This window comes from Trinickia sp. NRRL B-1857, assembly GCF_050470685.1.
In the GTDB taxonomy this organism is placed as follows: domain Bacteria; phylum Pseudomonadota; class Gammaproteobacteria; order Burkholderiales; family Burkholderiaceae; genus Trinickia.
Map to the genome: position 1 here is coordinate 4,116,988 of NZ_JBFLUK010000001.1, position 22,111 is coordinate 4,139,098.

General features: G+C 64.5%; 22 protein-coding genes. 19 read left to right on the top strand and 3 right to left on the bottom strand.

Annotation, left to right across the window (positions count from 1 at the left end):
• Positions 1-185: 185 nt before the first annotated feature.
• The 13 genes from AB1286_RS18470 (at position 186) to AB1286_RS18530 (ending at position 12,767) form a co-directional block, all read left to right on the top strand.
• Complete coding sequence (locus AB1286_RS18470; protein ID WP_430364615.1) at positions 186-2,384, top strand: FHIPEP family type III secretion protein; 2,199 nt, start codon at positions 186-188, stop codon at positions 2,382-2,384.
• Positions 2,385-2,446: 62 nt separating this feature from the next.
• Positions 2,447-2,704: a type III secretion system export apparatus subunit SctS gene (gene sctS / locus AB1286_RS18475; RefSeq protein ID WP_116136849.1), complete on the top strand. Its 258-nt coding sequence runs from the start codon at positions 2,447-2,449 to the stop codon at positions 2,702-2,704.
• An 8-nt stretch (positions 2,705-2,712) separates the two neighbouring features.
• The gene (gene sctC, locus AB1286_RS18480; RefSeq protein ID WP_430364616.1) at positions 2,713-4,758 is read left to right on the top strand and encodes a type III secretion system outer membrane ring subunit SctC; all 2,046 of its coding nucleotides are present in this window, start codon (positions 2,713-2,715) and stop codon (positions 4,756-4,758) included.
• Positions 4,759-5,931 carry an FHA domain-containing protein gene (locus AB1286_RS18485; protein ID WP_430364617.1) on the top strand — a complete coding sequence of 391 codons (1,173 nt, stop codon included), beginning with the start codon at positions 4,759-4,761 and terminating at the stop codon, positions 5,929-5,931.
• Between the two features lie 159 nt (positions 5,932-6,090).
• Complete coding sequence (locus AB1286_RS18490; RefSeq protein ID WP_430364618.1) at positions 6,091-6,300, top strand: hypothetical protein; 210 nt, start codon at positions 6,091-6,093, stop codon at positions 6,298-6,300.
• A gap of 100 nt (positions 6,301-6,400) precedes the next feature.
• On the top strand, positions 6,401-6,862 hold the full coding sequence (locus AB1286_RS18495; RefSeq protein ID WP_430364619.1) for a hypothetical protein: 462 nt from the start codon (positions 6,401-6,403) through the stop codon (positions 6,860-6,862).
• A 71-nt stretch (positions 6,863-6,933) separates the two neighbouring features.
• The gene (sctJ, locus tag AB1286_RS18500) at positions 6,934-7,713 is read left to right on the top strand and encodes a type III secretion system inner membrane ring lipoprotein SctJ (RefSeq protein ID WP_430364620.1); all 780 of its coding nucleotides are present in this window, start codon (positions 6,934-6,936) and stop codon (positions 7,711-7,713) included.
• Entirely contained in the window at positions 7,703-8,437 is a 735-nt protein-coding gene (locus tag AB1286_RS18505) for a SctK family type III secretion system sorting platform protein (RefSeq protein ID WP_430364621.1), read from the top strand. The genes sctJ and AB1286_RS18505 overlap by 11 nt, the downstream gene beginning before the upstream one ends.
• Positions 8,419-9,066 (top strand): type III secretion system stator protein SctL, encoded by a 648-nt coding sequence (gene sctL, locus AB1286_RS18510; protein WP_430364622.1) that lies wholly within the window; start codon positions 8,419-8,421, stop codon positions 9,064-9,066. Before AB1286_RS18505 ends, sctL begins: the two co-directional genes overlap by 19 nt.
• The gene (locus AB1286_RS18515) at positions 9,063-10,430 is read left to right on the top strand and encodes a FliI/YscN family ATPase (RefSeq protein WP_430364623.1); all 1,368 of its coding nucleotides are present in this window, start codon (positions 9,063-9,065) and stop codon (positions 10,428-10,430) included. The genes sctL and AB1286_RS18515 overlap by 4 nt, the downstream gene beginning before the upstream one ends.
• Positions 10,423-10,917: a hypothetical protein gene (locus AB1286_RS18520; protein ID WP_430364624.1), complete on the top strand. Its 495-nt coding sequence runs from the start codon at positions 10,423-10,425 to the stop codon at positions 10,915-10,917. The genes AB1286_RS18515 and AB1286_RS18520 overlap by 8 nt, the downstream gene beginning before the upstream one ends.
• A 2-nt stretch (positions 10,918-10,919) precedes the next feature.
• Positions 10,920-11,708 (top strand): type III secretion system export apparatus subunit SctT, encoded by a 789-nt coding sequence (gene sctT / locus AB1286_RS18525; RefSeq protein ID WP_430364625.1) that lies wholly within the window; start codon positions 10,920-10,922, stop codon positions 11,706-11,708.
• A 15-nt stretch (positions 11,709-11,723) separates the two neighbouring features.
• Positions 11,724-12,767, top strand: a complete 1,044-nt coding sequence (locus tag AB1286_RS18530) for an EscU/YscU/HrcU family type III secretion system export apparatus switch protein (protein ID WP_430364626.1) — start codon at positions 11,724-11,726, stop codon at positions 12,765-12,767.
• A gap of 53 nt (positions 12,768-12,820) precedes the next feature.
• Here AB1286_RS18530 and AB1286_RS18535 read toward each other — a convergent pair whose 3' ends face one another.
• Positions 12,821-13,729: a helix-turn-helix transcriptional regulator gene (locus AB1286_RS18535; protein WP_430364627.1), complete on the bottom strand. Its 909-nt coding sequence runs from the start codon at positions 13,727-13,729 to the stop codon at positions 12,821-12,823.
• Between the two features lie 328 nt (positions 13,730-14,057).
• Here AB1286_RS18535 and imuA point away from each other — a divergent pair, with 328 nt between their 5' ends.
• The 3 genes from imuA to AB1286_RS18550 are packed head-to-tail and all read left to right on the top strand — an operon-like array spanning position 14,058 to position 19,324.
• Positions 14,058-14,765: a translesion DNA synthesis-associated protein ImuA gene (gene imuA / locus AB1286_RS18540; RefSeq protein WP_430365117.1), complete on the top strand. Its 708-nt coding sequence runs from the start codon at positions 14,058-14,060 to the stop codon at positions 14,763-14,765.
• A complete protein-coding gene (locus AB1286_RS18545; protein ID WP_430364628.1) occupies positions 14,695-16,170 on the top strand; it encodes a Y-family DNA polymerase in 1,476 nt (491 codons plus the stop codon). Before imuA ends, AB1286_RS18545 begins: the two co-directional genes overlap by 71 nt.
• Positions 16,154-19,324 carry an error-prone DNA polymerase gene (locus tag AB1286_RS18550; protein ID WP_430364629.1) on the top strand — a complete coding sequence of 1,057 codons (3,171 nt, stop codon included), beginning with the start codon at positions 16,154-16,156 and terminating at the stop codon, positions 19,322-19,324. The genes AB1286_RS18545 and AB1286_RS18550 overlap by 17 nt, the downstream gene beginning before the upstream one ends.
• Positions 19,325-19,348: 24 nt before the next feature.
• Here AB1286_RS18550 and AB1286_RS18555 read toward each other — a convergent pair whose 3' ends face one another.
• Complete coding sequence (locus tag AB1286_RS18555) at positions 19,349-20,266, bottom strand: dTDP-4-dehydrorhamnose reductase family protein (RefSeq protein ID WP_430364630.1); 918 nt, start codon at positions 20,264-20,266, stop codon at positions 19,349-19,351.
• Positions 20,267-20,280: 14 nt separating this feature from the next.
• Positions 20,281-20,496, bottom strand: a complete 216-nt coding sequence (locus AB1286_RS18560; protein ID WP_430364631.1) for a heavy-metal-associated domain-containing protein — start codon at positions 20,494-20,496, stop codon at positions 20,281-20,283.
• A gap of 138 nt (positions 20,497-20,634) precedes the next feature.
• Between AB1286_RS18560 and cueR the strand changes: the two genes are divergently transcribed.
• From cueR to AB1286_RS18575, 3 genes are all read left to right on the top strand, one after another.
• Complete coding sequence (cueR, locus tag AB1286_RS18565; RefSeq protein ID WP_430364632.1) at positions 20,635-21,066, top strand: Cu(I)-responsive transcriptional regulator; 432 nt, start codon at positions 20,635-20,637, stop codon at positions 21,064-21,066.
• Between the two features lie 205 nt (positions 21,067-21,271).
• Positions 21,272-21,418: a DUF3563 family protein gene (locus tag AB1286_RS18570; RefSeq protein ID WP_102646848.1), complete on the top strand. Its 147-nt coding sequence runs from the start codon at positions 21,272-21,274 to the stop codon at positions 21,416-21,418.
• A gap of 303 nt (positions 21,419-21,721) precedes the next feature.
• Entirely contained in the window at positions 21,722-22,111 is a 390-nt protein-coding gene (locus tag AB1286_RS18575; protein ID WP_430364633.1) for a hypothetical protein, read from the top strand.

The window sequence follows — 22,111 nt, forward strand, 5'->3', positions numbered from 1 at the left end:
GCCGCTTGGAACTGCACTGTTCAGTAGTGTTTCGAACTTGCGTAGTGGTCGACGCGCGATTTACTACGAATCTGACGATTGAGACGCCTTTGCCTCGCTCTTACACTTTTCGTCGCGGATTCCCATTTCCGCGTGGCGATCTATCGAAGAGGGATTTCATGTCCGTGGCGGCGCTCAGGAAGCAGATGAAAGGCTGGTTGCCGGGTCAAAGCGGCGCCGACGACACACGTCGCCCGGTGCGCCCCTACGATCTTGCGTTGGCCGGCTTCATGGCGATCGTCGTTTCCCTATTCGTCTTGCCGCTGCCGACAGCGGTGATGGACGCGCTCATCTCGCTCAATCTAGCCATTAGCGTCGTGTTGCTGACGGTATCGACCTACCTCCCGTCGGCGCTGAGCTTTTCGTCGTTTCCGGCGATGCTGCTGTTTACGACGCTTTTGCGTTTGTCGTTGAACATCGCATCGTGCAAGCTGATCTTGCTTCACGCCAATGCGGGACACATCATCGATGCGTTCGGGCGGCTCGTCGTCGGCAACAACTTCGTAGTGGGCGGCGTCGTGTTCCTCGTCATCGCGATCGTGCAATTCATCGTGATCGCGAAAGGCTCCGAGCGTGTCGCCGAAGTCGGGGCGCGCTTCTCGCTCGATGCGATGCCCGGCAAGCAAATGAGTATCGATGCCGATCTGCGCGCGGGCATCATCAGCTCGGAAGAAGCGAAGCATCGCCGCGAGCGGCTCGAGCAGGAGTCGCAGTTGCACGGCGCCATGGACGGCGCGATGAAGTTCGTCAAAGGCGATGCGATCGCGGGCACGGTCATCGCGTTCGTCAATATTCTCGCGGGTATCGCCGTCGGCACGATCATGAAGGACATGAGCGTATCGGACGCGCTGCACCGCTACGCCATTCTGACCGTCGGCGACGGGATGTCGGCGCAGATTCCGTCCCTGCTCGTGTCGATCGCGGCCGGTGTCGTGACGACGCGGGTTGCGACGCGCGATGCCAACGACAGCCAGCTCGGCGAGCAAATCGGCAAGCAAATCACGGCTCATCCGCGTGCGCTTTTGATCGCATCCGCGGTGCTGCTCGCGTTTGCCTTCGTGCCCGGATTTCCGGTGTGGTCGTTCGCCGCGCTCGCGCTTGTAACCGGTGGCGGGGGCGCGCTGCTGCTTCGCCGGCGCAAAACGATGCCGCCGCTGAAACTTATCACGCTGGCCGAGCCGCTCGTGCCCGGAGAGAGCGAGTCGCAGGTGGGGCCGCATACGTCGGGCGTGACGTCGCCCGTTGCGGTGACGCTTGCAAGAACGATCGCGCCGCACCTCAACCTCGTGCGCTTGCAAGAAGCGTTGGCGGCGGCCAAGTCGAACGTCGAAGCCGATATCGGCCCGATCTTTCCGCGCGTCCACGTGGCGTTCGAGACGGCGTTGCCCGATGGCACTTACCAAGTGTTCGTGCAGGACGTGCTCGCATCGGAAGGTCAGTTGCGGCTCGATCGGCTGCTGTGGGACGGCGTCACGCCGTTGGCCGACAGCGTCGAGCGCACGCCGGGCGAGCCGTTCGGACCGTTTGCGCAGCCGATCTGGCTGCCGCTCGACGCCACGCCGGCACAATTGCCCGAGAAGCCCGCGGCGCCTACGGGCGTGATATCGATGCTGTCCGGCGAGACACGCGCGCCGGACCCGTTGGTAGGTCTGCGCACGGAGCAAGTGCTCGCACGGCACGTGGAAAGCGAGGTGCGCAAGCACGCGGCCGCGCTGATCGGGATTCAGGAGGCGCAGCATCTGATCCGGCTCGTGCGGCGCGACTATGCCGAGCTCGTGGCCGAGTTGATGCGTCTCGTGCCGCTACAGCGCATTACGGAAGTATTGCGGCGCTTGCTGCTCGAAGACATCCCCATCCGTAACTTGCGCATCATTTTCGAAAGCATGATCACGTGGGCGCCGCGCGAGCCCGACGACACGATCGCGCTCGTCGAACTCGTGCGCGTGGATTTGCGCCGCATGATCACCGACCGGCACGTGGGCAACGCCCGCAAGCTCGACGTCATTTTGTTCGAACCCGTATTGCAGGAGCGCTTCGAGCAGGCGGTATTGCGCACGAAGCAAGGCAACGTGCTGGGCCTGGCCCGCGAAGTGAAGGACGACGTCTGTCTGCAAGTGCGCAAGCTCTTCGATACGCACCACCAAAGCGCGGGCAGCGCGGGGATGCCGCGCAAACGCGCGACCTCCGTGCGCACGGCCGTCGTCGTCTCGCTGAACGTGCGCCGCTACGTGCGCACGACATTGGCCGCGGTGCTCCCGGATTTGCCGGTGCTGTCGTATCAGGAACTCGAGGAAGACGTGGAATTGCGCACCATCGGTTGGGTGTCCAATCCCGCGATCGCTTAGCGAGGCGCTTCGGCGCATCAACGGTCAAACGATTGCGAATCTACGAGAGCAAGGACGACTCGATGACGACGGAAACGATTCTCGACATTACGCGACAGGCGCTTTTGCTGGTGTTGATGTTGTCTTTGCCGGTGGTACTCGTCGCGGCGGGCGTCGCGCTGTTAGTCGCGCTCGCGCAAGCCGTGACGCAATTGCAGGATCAAACGATCGGCCTTGCCGCGCGCATGATCGCGGTGATGGTGGCGATCATCGTGACGGGCGGCTGGATTGGGCGCTCGGTTCTGTTGTTCGGTCAGCAGTCTTTTGCGAGGTTGTTTTGAGCACCCAGATGCTTTCTCCTCGGGCGCGCCGCGCCTTTGCCAACCATTCAAGCGGCATCTTCGTGTTGTCTCGGTTCGCGCTCGGCGCGCTCGCGCTCTCGCTCGCCGGTATGCTCGGTGCACCGAGCGTGGCGCACGCGGCCGAGCTGCAATGGCGCGATCGTCCCTATACGATCGTCGCCGACGGCAAGAAAGTCAGCGACTTCATCCGCGAGCTCGCCTCCGCGCAGGGCATCACTGCCGTCATCGATTCGAAGGTGGACGGCACGATCAGCGGCCATTTCTCGGGTTCTCCGCTGGCGACGCTACGCAGTGTCTGCGCGACCTACGGCCTGACGTACTACTTCGACGGGTCGCTGCTGTATATCGACCGCGCCGAGGATGGGCAGACGCAAGTCTTCCCGATTCCGAAGGGCAGCGCGGGGGAGCTGTCGCGCACGCTCGAGGCGATGCGGATTCCCGACAAGCGGTTCCCGCTCATCATCAGCGATCGCGAGAACACGATCTACGTCTCGGGGCCGCAGCGCTACGTCGAGCTCGTGCGCCAAGCGATTTCGACGATCACCGATCCGAGCCGCGGGCTCGATCGCGCGGAGATTCGCGCGTTTCCGCTGCGCTATGCATACGCGACCGATTTCCAAATCAATCGCGCGGGCAAGGAAGTCGAGATTCCCGGCGTGGCGACGACGCTCGGCCGCCTGTTCGGCAAGAACGACAGCAATATCGGCTCGCCCGGCTACGGCGCGCGGCTAGGCGGCGCCTCGCGACAGGTGAAGCTGTCCTCGGGCGACATGGTCAACGTGCCCAGACTGACGCTCGGCGCGGCGAACGCGACCACGACGGAAGCACCGAACGGGGGCGCGGCCGAGCCGGCGCTGTCGACGGGGCAGCCCATCGCGCTGCCGCAGATCGTGGCCGATGCGGGGACGAACTCGGTGATCGTGCGCGACGTGCCCGAGCATATGCCGCAATACGCGCAGTTGATCTCGGCGCTCGATGCGCGGCCGCGCTTGATCGAAGTGGGGCTGACGATCATCGACATCGACGAAAGCGCGCTCGATTCGTTCGGCGTCGATTGGCGGTTGCATACGCCTCATGGCGACTTCCAATTCGGCGACGGCAGCAACCCGCCGCTCACGTTCAACGCCGGCAACTCGGAGGCGGGCCAAACGGGTGCCTCGACGCCGATCGGCATGGCGCTGACGGCGTCGATCGGCGGCGCGATGCGCGACTACCTGCTCTCGCGCATCAACTTGCTGCAACAGACGGGTAAGGCGCAGACGTTGTCCAAGCCGATGATTCTGACGCTGGACAATAACGAAGCGATTCTTGAAAACCTGACCGAATTCTACGTGCAGGTTGCGGGTTATCAAGACTCTTCGCTGTATGGCATCACGACGGGCACGAGCGTGAAGGTGACGCCGCGCATCGTCGAGGACGGCGGCAAGCCGGGCGTGATGATGTCGATCGACATCGACGACGGTCAATTGAACAGCGCGCTGACGGTGACGCAAGTGCCGGCCGTGATTCAACGCAATATCGTGACGAAGGCGATGATCGACGAGGGTAGGAGCTTGCTCATCGCGGGGTTCAACAACGACACGTTCACGACGAGCAAGACGGGCATTCCGTGGATCTCGGATATCCCTTGGATTGGCAACCTGTTCAAGTACACGAAGAAGAACGGCGAGCGCAGCGATCGGTTTTATCTGTTGACGCCGCGCGTGGTGCAGACGGCGAGCGCGTTCGAGCCGAGCGCGTCGCCGATGGGCGTCGAGCCGCCGCTGCCGGGGCAGCCGTTCAATTCAGGCGAACCCACGCCAGGCAAGACGCCCGCGCCGCTCGTCGTTCCGCCGAGCGCGGTGCCGGGTATGCCGGCGCCGGCGCCGGGTACGGGACCGTCTGCGCCGGCACCGGCGCCGACCCCGGCTCCGGGCGCTCAAGCGCAGCCCGCTTTGCGCGGCGACGCGGGTAAGCCGGGACCGAAATCGAGCGTGGGGGCATCGACGCAGATCGTGTCGTCGATCGCACCGGCGCCCGTGCTGGAGCATTGAATGACCGACGACGCGACGTCCGTGGCCAGATCGAGCGCGATGCCTTCGACGAAAGCGCCCTGGAGCCTGTCGTTTTTGAGCGGGCCGCTCTCGGGGCGCACGCTCGCGCTGAAGGTAGGCGAGAACTGGGTGGGCTCGGGAGCGCAATGCGACGTGATCGTGCCCGATCGCGAATTAGCGCCGCGGCAGTTGCGTTTGTCGGTCGGGCACATCGCGGTATCGGTGCAAAACGTCGGCGAGGGCGAGGTGACGTTGAACGGCGTCGCGCTCGATACGACGCGCCGCGCGTTACGGCATGGCGACGTCGTCGAGATCGGCGCGCTGAAACTTGGCATCGTCCCAGCGGCGGAGCCGCGCCCGATTGCGGCCGCCGAGGCGAGTCAGCCGGCGGGTTCGCGGCTGGGCCGTTGGGCCGCGGCGCCGTGGGCGGCATGGATGGCGAGCCGGCGCTTCGTGCTCGGGTTGTGTGTGTTGTGGGGCGTTTTGGCGTTGGCGGGTGGCGCCTATCTGGCGATCGGCGCGACCGATCCGTTCTGGTTTCAAGCCAGCGCGACGGAGCGGATGCAGCAGGTTCAGCAGGCGCTGCACGACTACCCCGAGGTGAGCGTGAAGCCGACGAATACGGGCTTTCTCGTCTCCGGCTACGTCAATGCGCTATCGGATCGCGATCGAGTTCAGCGCATCGCCCAAACGTTTCCGCAAACGACGGTGGGCGACGTCTACGTGATCGACGAGTTGCTGGGATCGGCGCGGCTCTATTTCAGCGATACGCCGCTTACGGTGACCTACGGCGGGCACGGCACGTTGATCGTGGGCGGCACGGCGAATCGGGCGATGCAACAACGCGTTGCCAATTTCACGAAGGATGCGCGCCCGGCATTGCAGGTCATCGACCGTGTGGCGTATGCGGGCGCACCCGAGGTTGCCCAGAAGAAAGCGCCCCCGATGGCGGGCAGCGTGCCGGATATCGTCGGCGTCTACGACGACGGTCTCGGGACGCGGTTCATCGAGACGTCGGATGGGGCCCGCTATTTCGAAGGGTCTCGGCTACCCGGCGGGCTCGAGGTGAGGCAGATCGAAACGGATCGCGTGATCTTCGCGCGTGGGGAGGATCGGTTTTTCATGGATGTGGGCTCGGCGGCCGTGCACGACTTCGTGCCGCCGCCGGGCTAGTTTTCGCGGATGCGGTGTCGATGCGCATGACCGCCGCAAAGCGTGGACGGGTTCACGCGAGGCGAAGCGCCTCGCATGAGCAGGCAAGCGCGGCAACGCGCGACTAGGTTGGACCCCCGGCTGCCGGGGCAATCACTTTCACTGCAAAGGAGAGTAGCAATGACCGTGTCATCGACGAACATGAACTCGGGCGACATCCAAGCCCAGATGAACGATATGCAGAAGCAGGAAATGAATTTCCAATTGTGGTCGATGCAGTTGAGCAACACGCAGGACATGTGCAAGACCGTGATGTCGGCGCGTCAAGGCGAGAGCAGCACGGTGGATACGGCGTGCCAGAACATGCAGCGCGGCGCGCACGTTTCTTGATGTAAGTCTTAGGCATTAGAGGTCCGGGCGCCGCGCGAGCGGCGCCCGCTAGAGGTCTCATCCGGCGCTTGTCGCCGATCAATCGTAAGGTGAGGTTCACATGACCGTTCCAGCTGCCGCGGCGGTTCAGTTAACGGATGCGAAAGGTCCGAGCGGCGTGGGCGTGAGCGCGGCTCAGGCTATGCCGGCCGCACCCGCCGGCCAAGCGGATCCTGCGCAAGCAAGCGCGTTCGATGCGCACATGGGCGCGCAGGCCGAGCAGACCGCACCCGCGGGCACGATTCGAATGCATAGCGCGCACGAGACGCACAGCCTCGACGCCGTCGTGACGCATATGCGCAACGAAACCGCTGCGCTCGATGCGCGTTATCAAGCCGCGATGTCGCAAATGGAGCATCCGGCCACGCTGATCGATGCCGGCGATCCGATGATGACGATGGTGCGTCTGACCGATTTCACGCTGAGCACGTCGGTGACGATGCAGCAGTATCAGTTCAGCATGGCCATGGCCGATGCATCCAACGGCGTCACCCATTCGCTGCTGAAGAACAACGCCGAATGAACGACGCGCCATAGCCGGTTACCGCACGACGCGCGTGTTCAAGCGCGCGCGGTGCGCATTTGGGAAAGCCTATGAAAACGCTGCTGCGCGCATGCGTTGCGCTCGCGTGCGCCCTGTTGCTGGCGGCATGTCAGCAAGAACTGTATATGGATTTGACCGAGACATCGGCCAATGAAATGATCCAGGCGCTCGCGAACGCCGGCATCAGCGCGTCGAAATCGCAAGTGCCCGACCACGGTTGGGAGTTGACGGTCGACGGTTCGTCCGTGCCGGCCGCATTGAATGCGCTGAAGGCGGTCGGATTGCCACGCCAGCCGACCGAAAATCTCGGCGAACTCTTTCGCAAGCAAGGGCTCGTTTCGACGCCGGCCGAGGAGCGCATCCGCTACGTCTACGGCGCCGAGCAAGAGCTCGATCGAACGCTGCTCGACGTGAACGGCGTGATCGTCGCGCACGTGCACGTCGTGATCCCCGAGAACGATCCGCTCTCGGACAAGCTCAAGCCGTCGTCGGCCTCGGTCTACATCAAGTACCGGCCCGGTATCGACTTGAAGATGATGGCGCCGATGGTCAAAGATCTCGTCGCGCATAGCATCGAAGGATTGTCATACGACAACGTCTCGTTGTTCTTGCAGGCTGCGCCGCCAAAAGAAAGCGAGCAGCCCGAGGGCATGCAAGGCGGCATGCTCGCGCGTGCGCTGTCGTTCGGCGCGCTTGCGTTGGTGCTGTCGACGTTCGTCGTGCTCGTGGTGCTGCTTCTGCGGCGCGGTCAGTTCAAGCTGATGGCGCGAGGCTCCGGGGCGGGGGCGGATTCGGCCAATATGCCGCACGAGCGAACGCATGCGGGTTGACGATGACGCAAGCGGGCTGGACGATCACGCGCACGAGCTCTGGCGCGCGCCGGTCAATCGAGGCCGCTTCGCGCAACTCGTCGCCGAGTTCAACCTGCATCCCGAGCGCTACGTCGATCCCAGTTGGCCGCTCGGCATTTGGCCGGCGCCGTACAACGAGATTGCACGCTTCGGCGAGCGCGGCCGGCGTGTCCTTGCGAAGGCGCTGTTGGAGAACGTCGGCTTGCACGAGGATGCGTCGGGCAACGTCCCCGCCGATTACGCGTTCGATTCGCGCGAGAAGCGGCTCGCGCTCTTGCCACGCGAGGCTTTCGAACAACTGGCTCGCTTGTGCGGTCTGTGCCTGCACAAGTCCTGGCTTGCGAGCGGCGAGCTCACGCGCGGCGTGGAAAAAGCGCTCGTGCTCGGGTTCGGTCCGGAGACGATTGCGTTCGTGCGAGGTCAGACGCCGTCGTTCGATGCCGTCAGCGAAACGCTCGAGCCGATGCGGCGTTATCCGAAGCTCGTCGTGCAAAAGATCGGCGCGCGCGGCGCGCGCTTGCTGCTCGATTTCATCGCGCCGGCCGGGGCGCCCATATTCGCGCGTACGCGTCTGAAACTGCCGCGTATCGCCGACGTGCAGCCGGCTTACCAACTGGGCGACGCGCAACGCGCGGAGTTCGCCGAGCTGCTGTTTCTTTGCCTCATTCCCGAGAGATTGCGAGCATGGGACTGGCTTTTCTGATCACGAGCGAAAACTTGCAGATGCTGTCGGAGCGCCGCGTGCTCAAGGAGCACGAGTATTCGGCGTTGCTCGATGCCAATTCGGTCGTGCTGACCGCGAAGAAGGAGGCCGAACGCATCATTGCCGATGCCGAGCGGCGCAAGGAGGAAATGCTGCGCCAGGGTTACGACGAAGGCTTTGCGCGCGGCGAGCGAGAGGGTGCCGAGCGCGCCTACGGCGCCGCGCTCGATACGGCGCACGCGCTGGCGCTCTCGCGCGGGAAGATGGCCGACATGGTGGTGCGCGGACTGCGCGAGCTCGTCGGCGAATTCGAACGCGAGCGCATTTTCGCGCTTGCGTTAAAGCGTATCGATGCGTTCGTGCGCGACGAAGCATTCCTCGTCGTGCGCGTGGCACCCGCGTCGGTGGAGGTGATGAAGCAGGCCGTCGCGCATCGTCGCGCGGCGCTCGAGGACGAAGCCCACGCGGCCGATGCGGCGGTGCGCGCCCAAGCCGTGCGCGTGGTGGCGGACGCCTCGCTGGGTAACGACGACTGCGTGGTGGAAACGCCCGCGGGGAGCATCGATGCGCGATTGTCGACGCAAATCGATGCGATCCGCTCGGCCATCGAAGCGAGGAGGGGCCTATGAGCGAATCGGATTGGAGCTGGCGCGATGCGCTATTCGCCGAGTTGCACGGCGATGCGGATGACGACGGATTCGCCAAGGCGCTCGAAAACGTGAACCCGTTGCGGATGCGCGGCCGTGTCACGCAGACGGCGGGACTGCTCATTCATGCCTCGGGCATCCACGCTCGCCTGGGGGAAGTGTGCGAGCTGCATACGCCGGGGCTCGAGCCGATGTTCGCCGAAGTCGTCGGGTTCTCGCGGCAAACGGCGGTGCTTACGCCGCTCGGCAGCCTCGCCGGTTTGTCGAGTGCGACCGAGGTATTGCCTACGGGGCACGCGCATACGTTCGAAGTCGGCGACGGGCTGCTTGGGCGCGTTTTGAACGGCTTGGGCGAACCGCTCGACGGGCGCGGGCCGATTGCAAAGGGCACGCGCGTGAGCGCATTCGCCGAGCCGGTCGGCGCGCTCGAACGCACGCTGATCGACGAGTCGCTGCCGACGGGCGTGCGCGCGATCGACGCTTTTCTGACGACGGGGATCGGCCAGCGCGTCGGTATCTTCGCGCCGGCCGGCGTCGGCAAGAGCACGTTGCTCGGCATGATCGCGCGCGGTGCCGGTTGCGACGTCGCGGTCGTCGGCCTCATCGGCGAGCGCGGACGCGAAGTGCGCGAGTTCATCGAGCACAACTTGTCGCCCGAGGCGCTTGCGCGCACGGTCCTCGTCGTCTCGACCTCCGACCGGCCCGCGATGGAGCGCGTCAAGTCGGCTTATGTGGCGACGGCGGTGGCCGAATATTTCCGTGACAAAGGGCAACGCGTTTTGCTGCTCGTCGATTCGCTGACGCGTTTCGCGCGTGCGCAGCGCGAGGTGGGCCTCGCCTCGGGCGAGCCGCCGACGCGCCGCAGCTTTCCGCCCTCGACGTTCTCGGTGTTGCCGCAGTTGCTCGAGCGTGCCGGGCAGGGGGCGCGCGGTTCGATCACGGCGTTTTACACGGTGCTGGTCGAAGGCGACGACGAAAGCGATCCCATTGCCGAGGAAGTGCGCTCGATTCTCGACGGCCACATCATCTTGTCGCGCAAGCTCGCGCAGGCCGGCCATCATCCGGCTATCGACGTGCTCGCCAGCGCCTCGCGCGTGATGACGCGCGTTGCCGACGAAGCCCATGTGCGGCGCGCAGCGTGGGCGCGCGAGCTACTGGCGAAATACCAAGAGATCGAGCTGCTGGTGCAGATCGGCGAATACCGCGCGGGCAGCGATGCGTTGGCCGATGCGGCGTTGGCCGCGCGCGGCGCGCTGCGCGAATTCGCCTGCCAATCGCCCGCGTGGTTGGAAGATTACGAGCAGACGCTCGCCAAGCTCGTCGCCCTCGAGGAACAGTATGGATAAGCTCATCGCGAAGCTCACGCGTGTTCGGGAAATGCGGCGCGATGTCGTGCTCGCGCAGGTGCGTCGTCAAGAGGCGGTGGTGGAGACCGCGCGCGACGCGCTGCGGCGAGCCGAGGCTGAGGTCGTGCGGCTCGTCGCGGCGAAGGTGGCGGCGGGGCGCTCGCTGGCGTCGCAGATGCTGGCCGGGCCGCATTCGGCGCGCGAACTGGTGGGTGCCGGGATCGATTGGCAACTGTTCGACGATCGTATCGAAGCCGCGCGCGAAAAGACGCTGCCGGAGCAGGCGCGCCTGCGTGAGGAGACCGAGAAACTGGAAGCGTTGCGCGATACGCTGCGGCGGGCCGATGCCAAGCGCGATCAGGCCGAACGCACGGGCGAGCGGCTCGAGCGCATGGCGGCGCAGCGTGCCGAAGCGGCCGACGAGGCTCGCGCCGAGGAAGCGGCGCTACGTACGGCGATCGCGCCGCTCGGCCGCTACGAGGCATGACGGTGGTCTCGAGCGAAGCTTTCGATGCCGCCGTTCAGGCGGTGCGCCCGGCGGTGATCGTGCTGCCGCGTGTGCTGCCGATCATGATGATCGTTCCCGCGTTCAGTTCCACCGTGCTGACCGGGCTCGTTCGCAACGGTTTCATGGCCGTCATCATCTTGTTCCTGGGCCCCGCGATGGACATGAGTTCGCTCCAAGGTCTGGCGCCGCTCATGTGGGCGGGACTCGTGGCCAAGGAGGCGTTGATCGGCATTTTGCTAGGCTACACGTTCGGCGCCGTGATGTGGGCGATCGCGGCGGCCGGTTCGATGATCGACTTCCAGACGGGGGCGAGCAACCAGTCGTTTTTCGATCCGATCGCGCAATATGAGACCGGCCCGTGCGCGGGCTTTCTGAACATGCTCGCCATCACGCTGTTCGTGACGAGCGGCGGCCTCAATCTATTGCTATCGGCGCTGTTCGCTTCGTATCGGCTGTGGCCGATCGCATCGTTCGCGCCGAAATTCGGGAGCGCGCTGCTGCCGTTCATCGCGCGCGGCGCGGCAAGCGTCATGCTCTGGACGGTCAAGCTGGCCGCGCCCGTCGTCATGGTGCTCGTGCTGGTCGAACTCGGGTTTGGGCTCGTGAGCCGTGCGATGCCGCAACTGAACGTTTTCTTGATGTCGCAGGCAGTGAAGAGCGCGGTAGCCGTGTTGATGATGGCGCTGTTCTTGCCGTTCGTGTATTCGGCGTTGCATGCGTACTTGGGTCCCGACAACTCGTTGCTCGAGTTGCTGAAATCGATGCTATAGAGGCCGCTTGCCGAGATGAGCGAAAAGGATCAAGCCCCAACCGAGAAGCGCCTGCGCGATGCGCGCAAGAAGGGCGAAGTCGTCTTCAGCACCGAAGTGAGCGCCGCGCTCGTCTTTCTCGTCGTACTGGCGGCGCTCGGCTCGCAAGGCCCGCGCGTGATCGACACGCTGCGCGCGCTATTCGACTCGGCCTTCGCCGCTTTGTCTTCGCGCGATCCGGGAAGCTCGATCTCGACCGTGCTGATACTTGCGATTCATGGATGGCTCGTGCTCGGCTTGGGCATCGTAGCGCTGGCCGGGGTAGCGGCCGCGGCGGTCTCGCTCGCGCAAGCCGGCGGCGTCGTTGCGTTCACGCGGATCGCACCGAGTTTCACGCGGCTCAATCCGGCCACGGGTTTGCAGCGCATGTTCTCGTTGAGAAGCGTCGTCGTGCTGCTCAAGACCGGCCTAAAAACCTTCATCTTGTGCGTGACGCTGTGGGTGTTGCTGCGCGGCTCGCTCGACGCGCCGTTGCAGGCCGGCTACCTGCGGCCCGATTCGATTTTGGCGGTGACGGGCAAGTTGTCGCTGACGCTGGCGGGATGGGCCGCGCTGATTTTCGTCGCGTTTGCGGCGCTCGATTACGCCTATCAGCAGTATGAGTTCATCAAACGGCACCGGATGTCGATGGAGGAAGTGCGCCGCGAATTCCGGGAGATGGAGGGCGATCCGCACTTGAATTCGCGTCGCCGTCATATGGCGCACGAGATGGTCTTCAACTCGTTGCAAGATCGCGTGAAGATGGCGTCGGCGGTGGTGCACTCGGCCAATGCGGCGGTCGCGCTGTGCTATGCGGGCAAAGGCAAGCTGCCGTGGGTTGCCGCGCGCGGCGAGGGAGAGACGGCGCGGCGCATTCTCGAGTGGGCCGGCGAGTTTCTCGTGCCGACCGCGGCGAACGGAGCGCTTGCCGATGCGCTCTATGAAAGCGCGCGCGAATATCAGTACATCGACAGCGCGCTCTACCGTCGCGTGGCCGAGCTGTTGCGCTGGGCCGACGGCGACGAGGAGACGCCCGCATGATGCGGCCGGAGCCGGCGCCGGGCGGTGCCCGCGGCCGTATCCGTGCGCATGCCTCAGACCGCTTGCAACTTGCCGGCGAGATAGGCGAGCTGACTGCGGTTGCGGGCGCCGAACTTCTCACGCAACTGACGCAAGTGATAGTCGACGTTGTGCACGGTGGTGTTCAACCGCGCGGCGATCGCCTTGTCCGACATGCCGACGACGACGGCGCCCAAGATGCGCTGTTGCAGTTGCGACAGGCTGCTTGCGGCGTCTTGCCGGCAAATAGCCTGAACGTAGGCGGCGCACCGTTGATGGAGCGAGAGGCCGAGCCCGAGCGCTTGGGCGATGACGCTATCGGTGATCCATTCACAGTGCTCGGGCGGGCCGGCAAAGAGAATGAGCGCGCGCAGGGGCGTGCGAGCGATCGGCAAACTGAATGCCAGCCCGCTCGCGAGCCCGTTTTCGCGCATGCCGTCGAAAAAGCTCCGCAGCGGCGGATCGATGCCGTCCTTGCGCGAGGCGTTGACGAGCGAGCGCATGTCCCACACGTGCGGCCGGCTCGATTCGAACGCGCGCCGCATGTGCGGATCGCGCAATAGATAGCCGCCTCCGAGCGATTGCGGCAGCAGATCGCTCGCCAAGTAATCGCGCAGCAAGTAGGCGTACTCGGGCTGCTTGTGCGCATCGAGCTTCAGCGCGGCATAGCCCAGGCCCGAAAAGCCGATGATGTTGAGAATGCCGCGAATCATGCGGATGCGCTCGTCGGGCGTACGCGCCGCGCCGAGTTCGGCGGCGAGGAAAGTCGCGTCGCCGGTCTCTTCGGCGCGCACGAGCGGGGCCACGTCCATTTCGTCGATATAGCGAATCTCGCATTGCGTCCGCGGCTTCGGGCGCGGCGCCGGTTGGGAGGCCGGTGTCGCGGTCGATGCCGCTTCGCGTTGCAGATCTTCGCGTTCCTCGACTATGTCGAGAGTTGACATGGGGATTCCTATCTATCGTTGTTTTTTGGAATGTGTTCACGGCGCCATGCTGCTTGCGAGAGGCGCGAACGGATACGGCACGCCGCAGGTTGCTCCCGCCGGGAGGTATCACCGTATCTTCCGACGATTGTATTGACGGCACTCAAGGAGCGCCGCTTGGCATTTCGTAGTGAGGGGTGGGGGCCAAGTAGGCGAAATGCATGCTTTTACGAAATGTCGTGGCGTGCAAGGTACCGAGCGAGCGCGCGTAAGGGATAAAAAGTTCCAGTTCCGAGGGGCACGATTGCGTGTAAGATGCTGTATGGATATACAGGTTTTGTGGTTATCGATGCTTGCCGCCTCCGTTCGTGCCGAAGATCTCCACCCGTCGCTGTGGCGGGCCTCGCAGCTTGCGCATGGCCGCACGCGCGTGGTGGAAACAGGGTATCCGGCGTTGTCGGCCGAGTTGCCCGGCGGCGGCTGGCCGCTCGGTGCGCTGGTCGATTTGCTCGTCCAGCAGCCGGGGATCGGCGAGATGCGGCTGCTGCAACCGGCGCTCAGCGCTTTAGGCGATCGGCCCGTGGCGCTGCTACAGCCGCCCCAGGTGCCCAACGGCTTAGGGCTCGGCTACATCGGGGTGCCGCTTGAACGCCTGCTTCATATCAAGGCGCCCAAGACGGCCGATGCGCTGTGGTCGGCCGAGCAGATTCTGCGCTCGGGAAGCTGCGGCGCATTGATTTTTTGGGCGTCGTCGGCCCAGTCGGCGTCGCTGCGGCGGCTGCATTTGGCGGCGCAGTCCGCTGAAACGCTGTTCGTGATGGTGCGGCCTTTAACGGTGGCACAAGAGGCATCGCCGGCTTTACTGCGGATGGCGCTGCGGCCATCGGCTAAAGGGTTGATGGTCGATATCGTGAAGCGACGAGGGCCCCTGCGCGTGGAGCCGTTGTCGATTTCCTTGCAACCCACACCTGTTTTGCTGTCTCGCCATGCGCGTCTATCTCGCCGTCCATTTGCCGAAACTGCCGCTCGAAGTCTTCCGGCCCAAGTGGTTGCCTGAGCCGCAGGCCGGTAGAGTCGCGCTCGAAAAGGATAAGGTGGTCATTGCCGATGCGGCGGCACGCGCGGCCGGGATTCGGCTCGGCATGAAGCGCGGCGGCGTGCTCACGTTGTCGGCCGATGTGCTGATGTTCGAACGCGATGCGGCGCGCGAGGCTCAGGCGGCGCGTGAAGTGGGCGTGGCGCTGATGCGGTTTTCCCCCGATGTGACGCTTGCCGAGGAAGCGACGGTCATCGTCGAAATCGGTGCGAGCTTGAGATTGTTCGGTGGCGTGCGGGCGCTGTGTCGGCAGGCGCGTGCCATTCTCGACGCGTTCGGTTTTACGGCCCGCATCGGCATCGCCCCGACGGGGCAAGGCGCCTGGCTGCTCGCGCGCCATGGCAATCGGCGTGTGCTGCGGCTCGCTTCACTCGAGCGCGTCTTGTCGCCGCTGCCGATGGAGGCGGTACCCGAGGTGCGCGCGTATGCCGATTGGTTCGCCGGGCTCGGCTGCGCGACGATCGCCGACGTTCGCCGTTTGCCGCGCGCGGGATTGCAGCGCCGCTGCGGCGAGCACATGCTCGATTCGCTCGATCGCGCGTTCGGCACGGCGCCTGAATTGTTCGATTGGCTCGTGCTGGCGCCTACGTTTTCCGCGCGCCTCGAGTTGCCGGACCGTATCGAACATGCGGACGGCGCGCTGCACGCCGCGCACCGCTTGATCGTGCAATTGTGCGGCTGGCTTTGCGCCAAGCAATTGGCGGTGACGGCCATTGCGCTCTCGCTCGAGCACGAGCGGGGCAGGCAAGCCATGGCGCCCACTTCCCTGGAAATCGCGCTCGGCGAGCCCGCGTGGCAGGAGGCGCATCTGCTGCGGTTGCTCAAGGAGCGGCTGCATCGGATCGAATTGGCGGCGCCGATGATCGCGGTGCGGCTCGACGCCTCGAAGGTGGAGGAGGCGGCCCCGCCGGCCGAGCAGCTTTTCCCGGAGCCGGGTGGCTCGGCACAAAGCCATGCGCGCCTACTCGAATTGCTGGTGGCCCGGCTCGGCGAGGACAATGTTTTGCGTGCCGCCCCCACCGCCGATTACCGGCCCGAGGTTGCCAATCGATGGGTGCCGCTCAGCGAGCTTCATGCGAAGACGAAGGGCACGCTTCCCGAAGGACTGCCGCGGCCGACCTGGATGCTTGCCACGCCGGTGCGCTTACTCACGCGAGCGCACCGCCCGTTTTATGGATCGCCGCTGCGCGTCGTATCGCCGGCCGAGCGTATCGAGGCGGGGTGGTTCGACGGCGAGCTCGTCACGCGCGATTACTTCGTCGCCGAGGCCGACGACAAAAGCTATTACTGGATTTACCGCGAACGCGTGAGTAGCCGCGATGCGGACGAAGGACCTCGCTGGTTCCTTCATGGCTTATTCGGATGATGCGATGGTTCCCGGTCTCAATGGGCTGCCGGCGTACGCCGAGCTTTTCTGCCTCTCCAATTTCACGTTCCTGCGCGGCGCATCGCACGCGCAAGAACTCGTCGCGCGTGCGGCGCAACTCGGCTATGCGGGTATCGCGATCACCGACGAATGCTCGCTCGCAGGCGTCGTACGCGCGCATGACGCGGCTAAGGAAGCCGGGTTGCCGTTTGTCGTCGGCTCGTATTTCCGCTTATGCCATGCCGATGGCTCGCCCTCGTTCGGGCTCATCTTGCTTGCGCAAAACAGGGAGGGGTACGGCAATTTGTCGGAGCTCATCACGCTTGCGCGTACGCGCTCGCCGAAGGGGGAATATCGGCTGACGCCGTACGATCTTTCGCGGCCCGAGCCCGAGTATGCGCATTTGCGCGGGATGCCCGATTGCCTGGCGATTCTCGTGCCCGATTTCCCGGCGAAAGAAGAGGCGCTTGCCGCTCAGCTCGAATGGCTCGACGCGACGTTCCCCGGCCGAGCTTGGGCGGGGCTCGTGCTGCACCAGCGGGCGATGGACGATATCCATCGCGGCGCGATCGAGTATGTCGCGCGCGGGCAGGGCTTGCCGGTCGTCGCACTGGGCCATGTCGTCATGCACCTCCGTTCGCGCAAGCCGTTGCAAGATACGATGACGGCCATCCGTGTCGGCAAGAGCGTGCACGAATGCGGCTACGAGCTGGCGCCCAATGCCGAACAGCACTTGCGCTCGCGTTTGCGTCTCGTCAATCTTTATCCCGACGAAACGCTGCGCGAGACGATCAACATCTTGTCGCGCTGCACCTTCTCGCTCGACGAGCTGCGTTACGAGTATCCCGACGAACTCGTACCCGAGGGCTTCACCCCGACCGCTTATCTGCGGCAAGAAACTTACGCGGGCGCGCGGCGGCGTTTCCCCGCCGGCATTCCCCATCCGGTGCAGCAGCAGATCGAATACGAACTCACGCTGATTGCCGAGCTGCGCTACGAGCCGTATTTCCTGACGGTCTACGATATCGTCCGCTTCGCGCGCAGCCAAAACATCCTGTGCCAAGGGCGTGGGTCGGCTGCCAATTCGGCCGTTTGCTATTGCCTGGGGATTACCGAGGTGGATCCTGCGCGCGGCAACATGCTGTTCGAGCGCTTCATCAGCCGCGAGCGGGGCGAGCCGCCCGATATCGACGTCGATTTCGAGCACCAGCGGCGCGAGCTCGTCGTGCAATACATCTACCGCAAATACGGCCGCCATCGCGCGGCGATCGCGGCGGCCGTCTCCACTTACCGTCCACGCGGGGCGCTGCGCGAAACGGGCAAGGCGCTCGGCGTCGATCCGCAGATCGTCGATGCCGTCGCCAAGTCGCATCATTGGTTCGACACGAGCCACGATTTGCTCGCGCGCTTCGAAGAGTCCGGGCTCGATCCCAACCAGCCGTTGATTCAAGCTTGGGCGCGACTGGCGGCGCAATTGCTCAATTTTCCGCGTCACCTATCGCAGCATTCGGGCGGCTTCGTCATCAGCCGCGGCAAGCTGACGCGGCTCGTGCCGGTGGAGAACGCGGCGATGCCCGACCGCTCCGTGATTCAATGGGATAAAGACGATCTAGAGTCGTTAGGATTGCTAAAGATAGACGTGTTGGCGCTCGGAATGTTGTCGGCGATACGGCGTGCGCTCGAGCTCGTGTCCGAGCGGCGCGGCGAGCGCTTCGAGATGCAGGACATCCCGCCCGAGGAAGAGGAGACCTACGCGATGATTTCGCGTGCGGACACGGTGGGCGTCTTCCAGATCGAGTCGCGTGCGCAAATGAGCATGCTGCCGCGGTTGCGGCCGAAAACTTTCTACGATCTCGTCATCGAAGTGGCGATCGTTCGGCCCGGTCCGATTCAAGGCGGCGCCGTTCATCCGTATTTGCGCCGGCGCCAGGGTTTCGAACCCGTGACTTTCCCGAGCAAGGCGTTGGAGGCCGCATTAGGGCGTACGCTCGGTGTGCCGATTTTTCAGGAGCAGGTGATGCAGGTCGCGATTCTCGCGGCGGGCTTCAGTGCGGGCGAAGCCGATCAACTGCGCCGGGCGATGGCGGCATGGAAGCGCAAGGGCGGCTTGCAGCGGTACTACGACCGCATCGTGAACGGGATGCTCGAGCGCGGGTACGAGCGCAGCTTTGCCGATGCCATTTTCGAGCAGATCAAAGGCTTCGGCGAATACGGTTTCCCCGAGAGTCATGCAGCGAGCTTTGCGTTGCTCGTCTACGCGAGCAGTTGGCTCAAATGTCATGAACCCGAGGCGTTTCTTGCGGCAATGCTCAATAGTCAGCCGATGGGTTTTTATTCGCCGTCTCAACTCGTGCAGGACGCGCGCCGGCATGGCGTGAAGGTGCTGCCCGCCGACGTGACCGTCAGCGGATGGGATGCCGTGCTCGAACCGCTCGAAGGGGCGGCCCGCCCGGCGGTGCGACTTGGCTTATCGCTTTTGCGCGGGATGAAAGAGGACGTGGCGGAGCGCATCGAAAACGCGCGTGCCGTCCGCGCGTTTTCGAATGTGCACGATCTCGCGAACCGTGCGCAGCTCGATCGACACGACTTGCACGTGTTGGCCGATGCGAACGCGTTATCCGCGCTTGTCGGCAATCGACGCGAAGCCCTTTGGCATTCGGTGGCGGCCGTGCCCGAGCGCGACATGCTGGCCGCGGCAATTGACGCGGACGATACGCCGTTGCTGGGAGCGCCGACGGAGGGACAAAACATCGTGGCCGATTACCGCTCGTCGGGTTTGACGCTGCGCCGCCATCCGCTTGCGCTGTTGCGCGCGCAACTACTCGAAAAACGGTTGATGCCGGCATCGAAGCTGTACGGCTATCGCGACGGCCAACCGGCGCGGGGCTGCGGCATCGTGACGGTTCGTCAACGGCCGGGCACGGCCAAAGGCGTCATCTTCGTGACGATCGAAGACGAAACGGGCAACGTCAATGTCATCGTTTGGCCGAGCCTGCTCGAAAAACAGCGCAAGGAAGTGCTCGGCGCCTCGTTGCTTGCCGTATACGGCGTATGGCAGTGCCAAGGCGAAGTGCGCCATCTCGTGGCCAAGCGGCTCGTGGATCTATCTCATCTTTTAGGCGGCTTGCAATCGCAAAGCCGCGATTTCTGTTGAGTCGATGCTCGAGCCGGGCCGTCTTCAACGGGCCGGCGTGGGCGACGGCCAGTTGCCGAGTACCTCGGCGATCGCGACGTCGAACGGCGTGCGCCGGCCGATCCCAAGCGCTTCGAGCCGGCTCGAGTCGAGATGGCAGTCGCGGGGACGCGGCGTGGCTTCGGCGCTAGCGGTTTGCGGCTCCAGCCGGGCGTCGATTGCCAGCGCGCGTGCGATGCGCGAGGCGATCTCGAATTTCGTCATGGGCTCGTCGCCGGACCACTGCGCGATACCGCAGACCGCTTGTCCCCTGGCGTGATGTTCGAGCATGCCGCGAATCACGTAGGCGACGTCGGGGGTGTAGGTCGGATAGCGCGTTGCCCAGGCATCCATCGGGGCCGGGCTCGCACCGGGCACTTGCGAGGCGACGATGGCGGGTATGAGGCTCGTCACGGCCGATTCCGACCATTCGAGCACCGGACCATACAGCAGCGGCAAACGCAGCACGCAGCCGAGCGAGGTCGACTCGGCGAGCGCGCGCTCGCCGTCGAGCTTGCTCAAGCCGTAAGCGTTGAGCGGGGCCGGGGAATCGTCGATGCGATAGGGCGGCGCGCTGCCGTCGAATATGTAATCGGTCGAAATCGACAGTACCCATGCGCCGCATTGCCGCGCGGCTGATGCGATGCTGCGCACCGCATCGACGTTCAAGGCGCGTGCGGCCGCCGGATCGCGTTCGCAGACGTCCGGACGACGCTCGGCCGCGGCGATGACGATCGCATCGGGACGCACGCGCTCGACGAACGCCGCGACGGCCGCGCCGTCGCGAATGTCGAGCGCGACGGCATCGCTCCGCACGCGACGATGCGCCGTCGGCACGATACGCCAACCGGCGCACGTGCCGAGTTCTCGAACGAGTGCGCGCCCGAGCAAGCCGGACGCGCCGATGACAGCGACGGTAAACATCGTGCTGCGCCGCCTTAGGCGTCGACGATCGTACGGCTGCCCTTGACTTCGTAGCCTGCCTCGACGATCGCGCTGCCGAGCCGGTCGGCGCTTTCCCGCGATTGCACGCGGACACGCGCTTCGTCGAGATTGACTTCGACGAGCGCAGCCGCATCGACCGCTTTCAGCGCTTTGGTCACTGCGCCAACACAGTGCTGGCAGCTCATACCTTCGACTTGGAATTCGATCATTGCTGGGTTCCTTTTCAAAAAGGTGGGGGAGGCATCCGAATGGACCACGCGATATCCGCCTTGGGGCCGTTTCATTTGAAGCGTATACCTTCCTGTCGTGGGAAGGTATACGCTTTTGATCGTCAACGGGAGATTTGTATGAATATCGGGGAAGCGGCCCGCGAATCGGGCGTGACGGCCAAGATGATTCGCTACTACGAGAGCGTGGAACTGCTGGCGCCCAAGGGGCGTACGGATGCGGGCTATCGCGTATACGGGAAGCAGGAAGTACATACGTTGCGTTTCATTCGACAGGCGCGGCACTTGGGCTTTTCCGTCGATGACATCCGCAAGCTGCTGGCGCTCTGGCAAGACCGCTCGCGGGCAAGTGCGGAAGTAAAGACGATTGCGCTTCAGCATGTGGCCGATCTCGAGCGGCGTATTGCCGAACTGTCGGAAATGCGCGACACACTGACTCATCTGGCCGACCATTGCCACGGCGATGCGCGCCCCGACTGTCCGATTTTAGAAGGGTTGGCGAGCACGGCAGGGGCCGCCGATGTGCCGCACAGCCAATGCGGGCATGGGTGAGCGGGCGGACAGGAGTTTTGCACTCATTTTGTGCATTCTGGGTGCGCTGCGGCGCTTCCGTGCACCATTCCAAAACGGAATGCCCCTCATTCGAGCATTTCACTCGCAATTTTGCCCAAGGTCTCTATAATCCGGGTTAACCCTTTTACGGGAAATCCCTGATGCGCGATCCGCCGGGGACGAGACCCGACCCTTGGAGAACATCATGTTTGCCTACATCCTCGAAAAGCTCAGCAATTGGTTCGAATCCGCCGAACGTAGCCGCCGCGAAGCGTATCTCGCCTCGTCGTCGGACATCGTCGATCTGGAGCGCCGCCTGCGTTCGCTCGAGGCACACGGCTACTCGATCTAAGCCGAGCAAGACCCGGCAGCTCGAGACCGAGCGCCTGCGCGTATCCGCGCCGAAGTAACTGTTGCAAGCCTCGCTGCATTGGCGAGGCTTTTGTTTTTGCGGCTCAGGATTCACCGCGCCGATTCGCCGGGCTGCTTTATGGCCGGTTGCGCTCATGTGCCGGTGGGTGAAAGTGGCGCCCGCGGGCCGAGGCTTACGCTTTACGGCCCAACGCCGCGACTAGCGCTTAGCGCGCCGGCGCGCTAAGGTGTGAGCATTCGCTGCGCGCTACGCGCCGTATCGCCATCTTTCCGGACCGTTGTCATGGGCTTTCTCATCTCGTCTCGCTCGCTGAGCGCGATTCGCGCGGCCGCTTGCTGCGCGCTCGTGACCGTCGCTTCTTACGCCATGGCCGGCGGCAGGCCACCGGTGGAACTCGGGACGCAGACGGGCATCAACGATGGCCAAAGCGGCATCGTGCTCGATACGCGCTCCGGTATCCACGATGGGCAAAGCGGCTTGGTCCTTCAGAACGCGCCGTTTTCGCAAGCGCCCATGGTGCCGGCCAAGCGCCTTCCAACGATCGATCCGGTGGATGCGGGCGCGGAGCAGACCCCCGTCATCGTCGCACCTTATATCGCCTTGCCCGGCGCCAGCGGCGTTGCACCTGCCGGCGCGGCGGGGTATCGGATGATTCCCGGCGCGCGCCAGTAA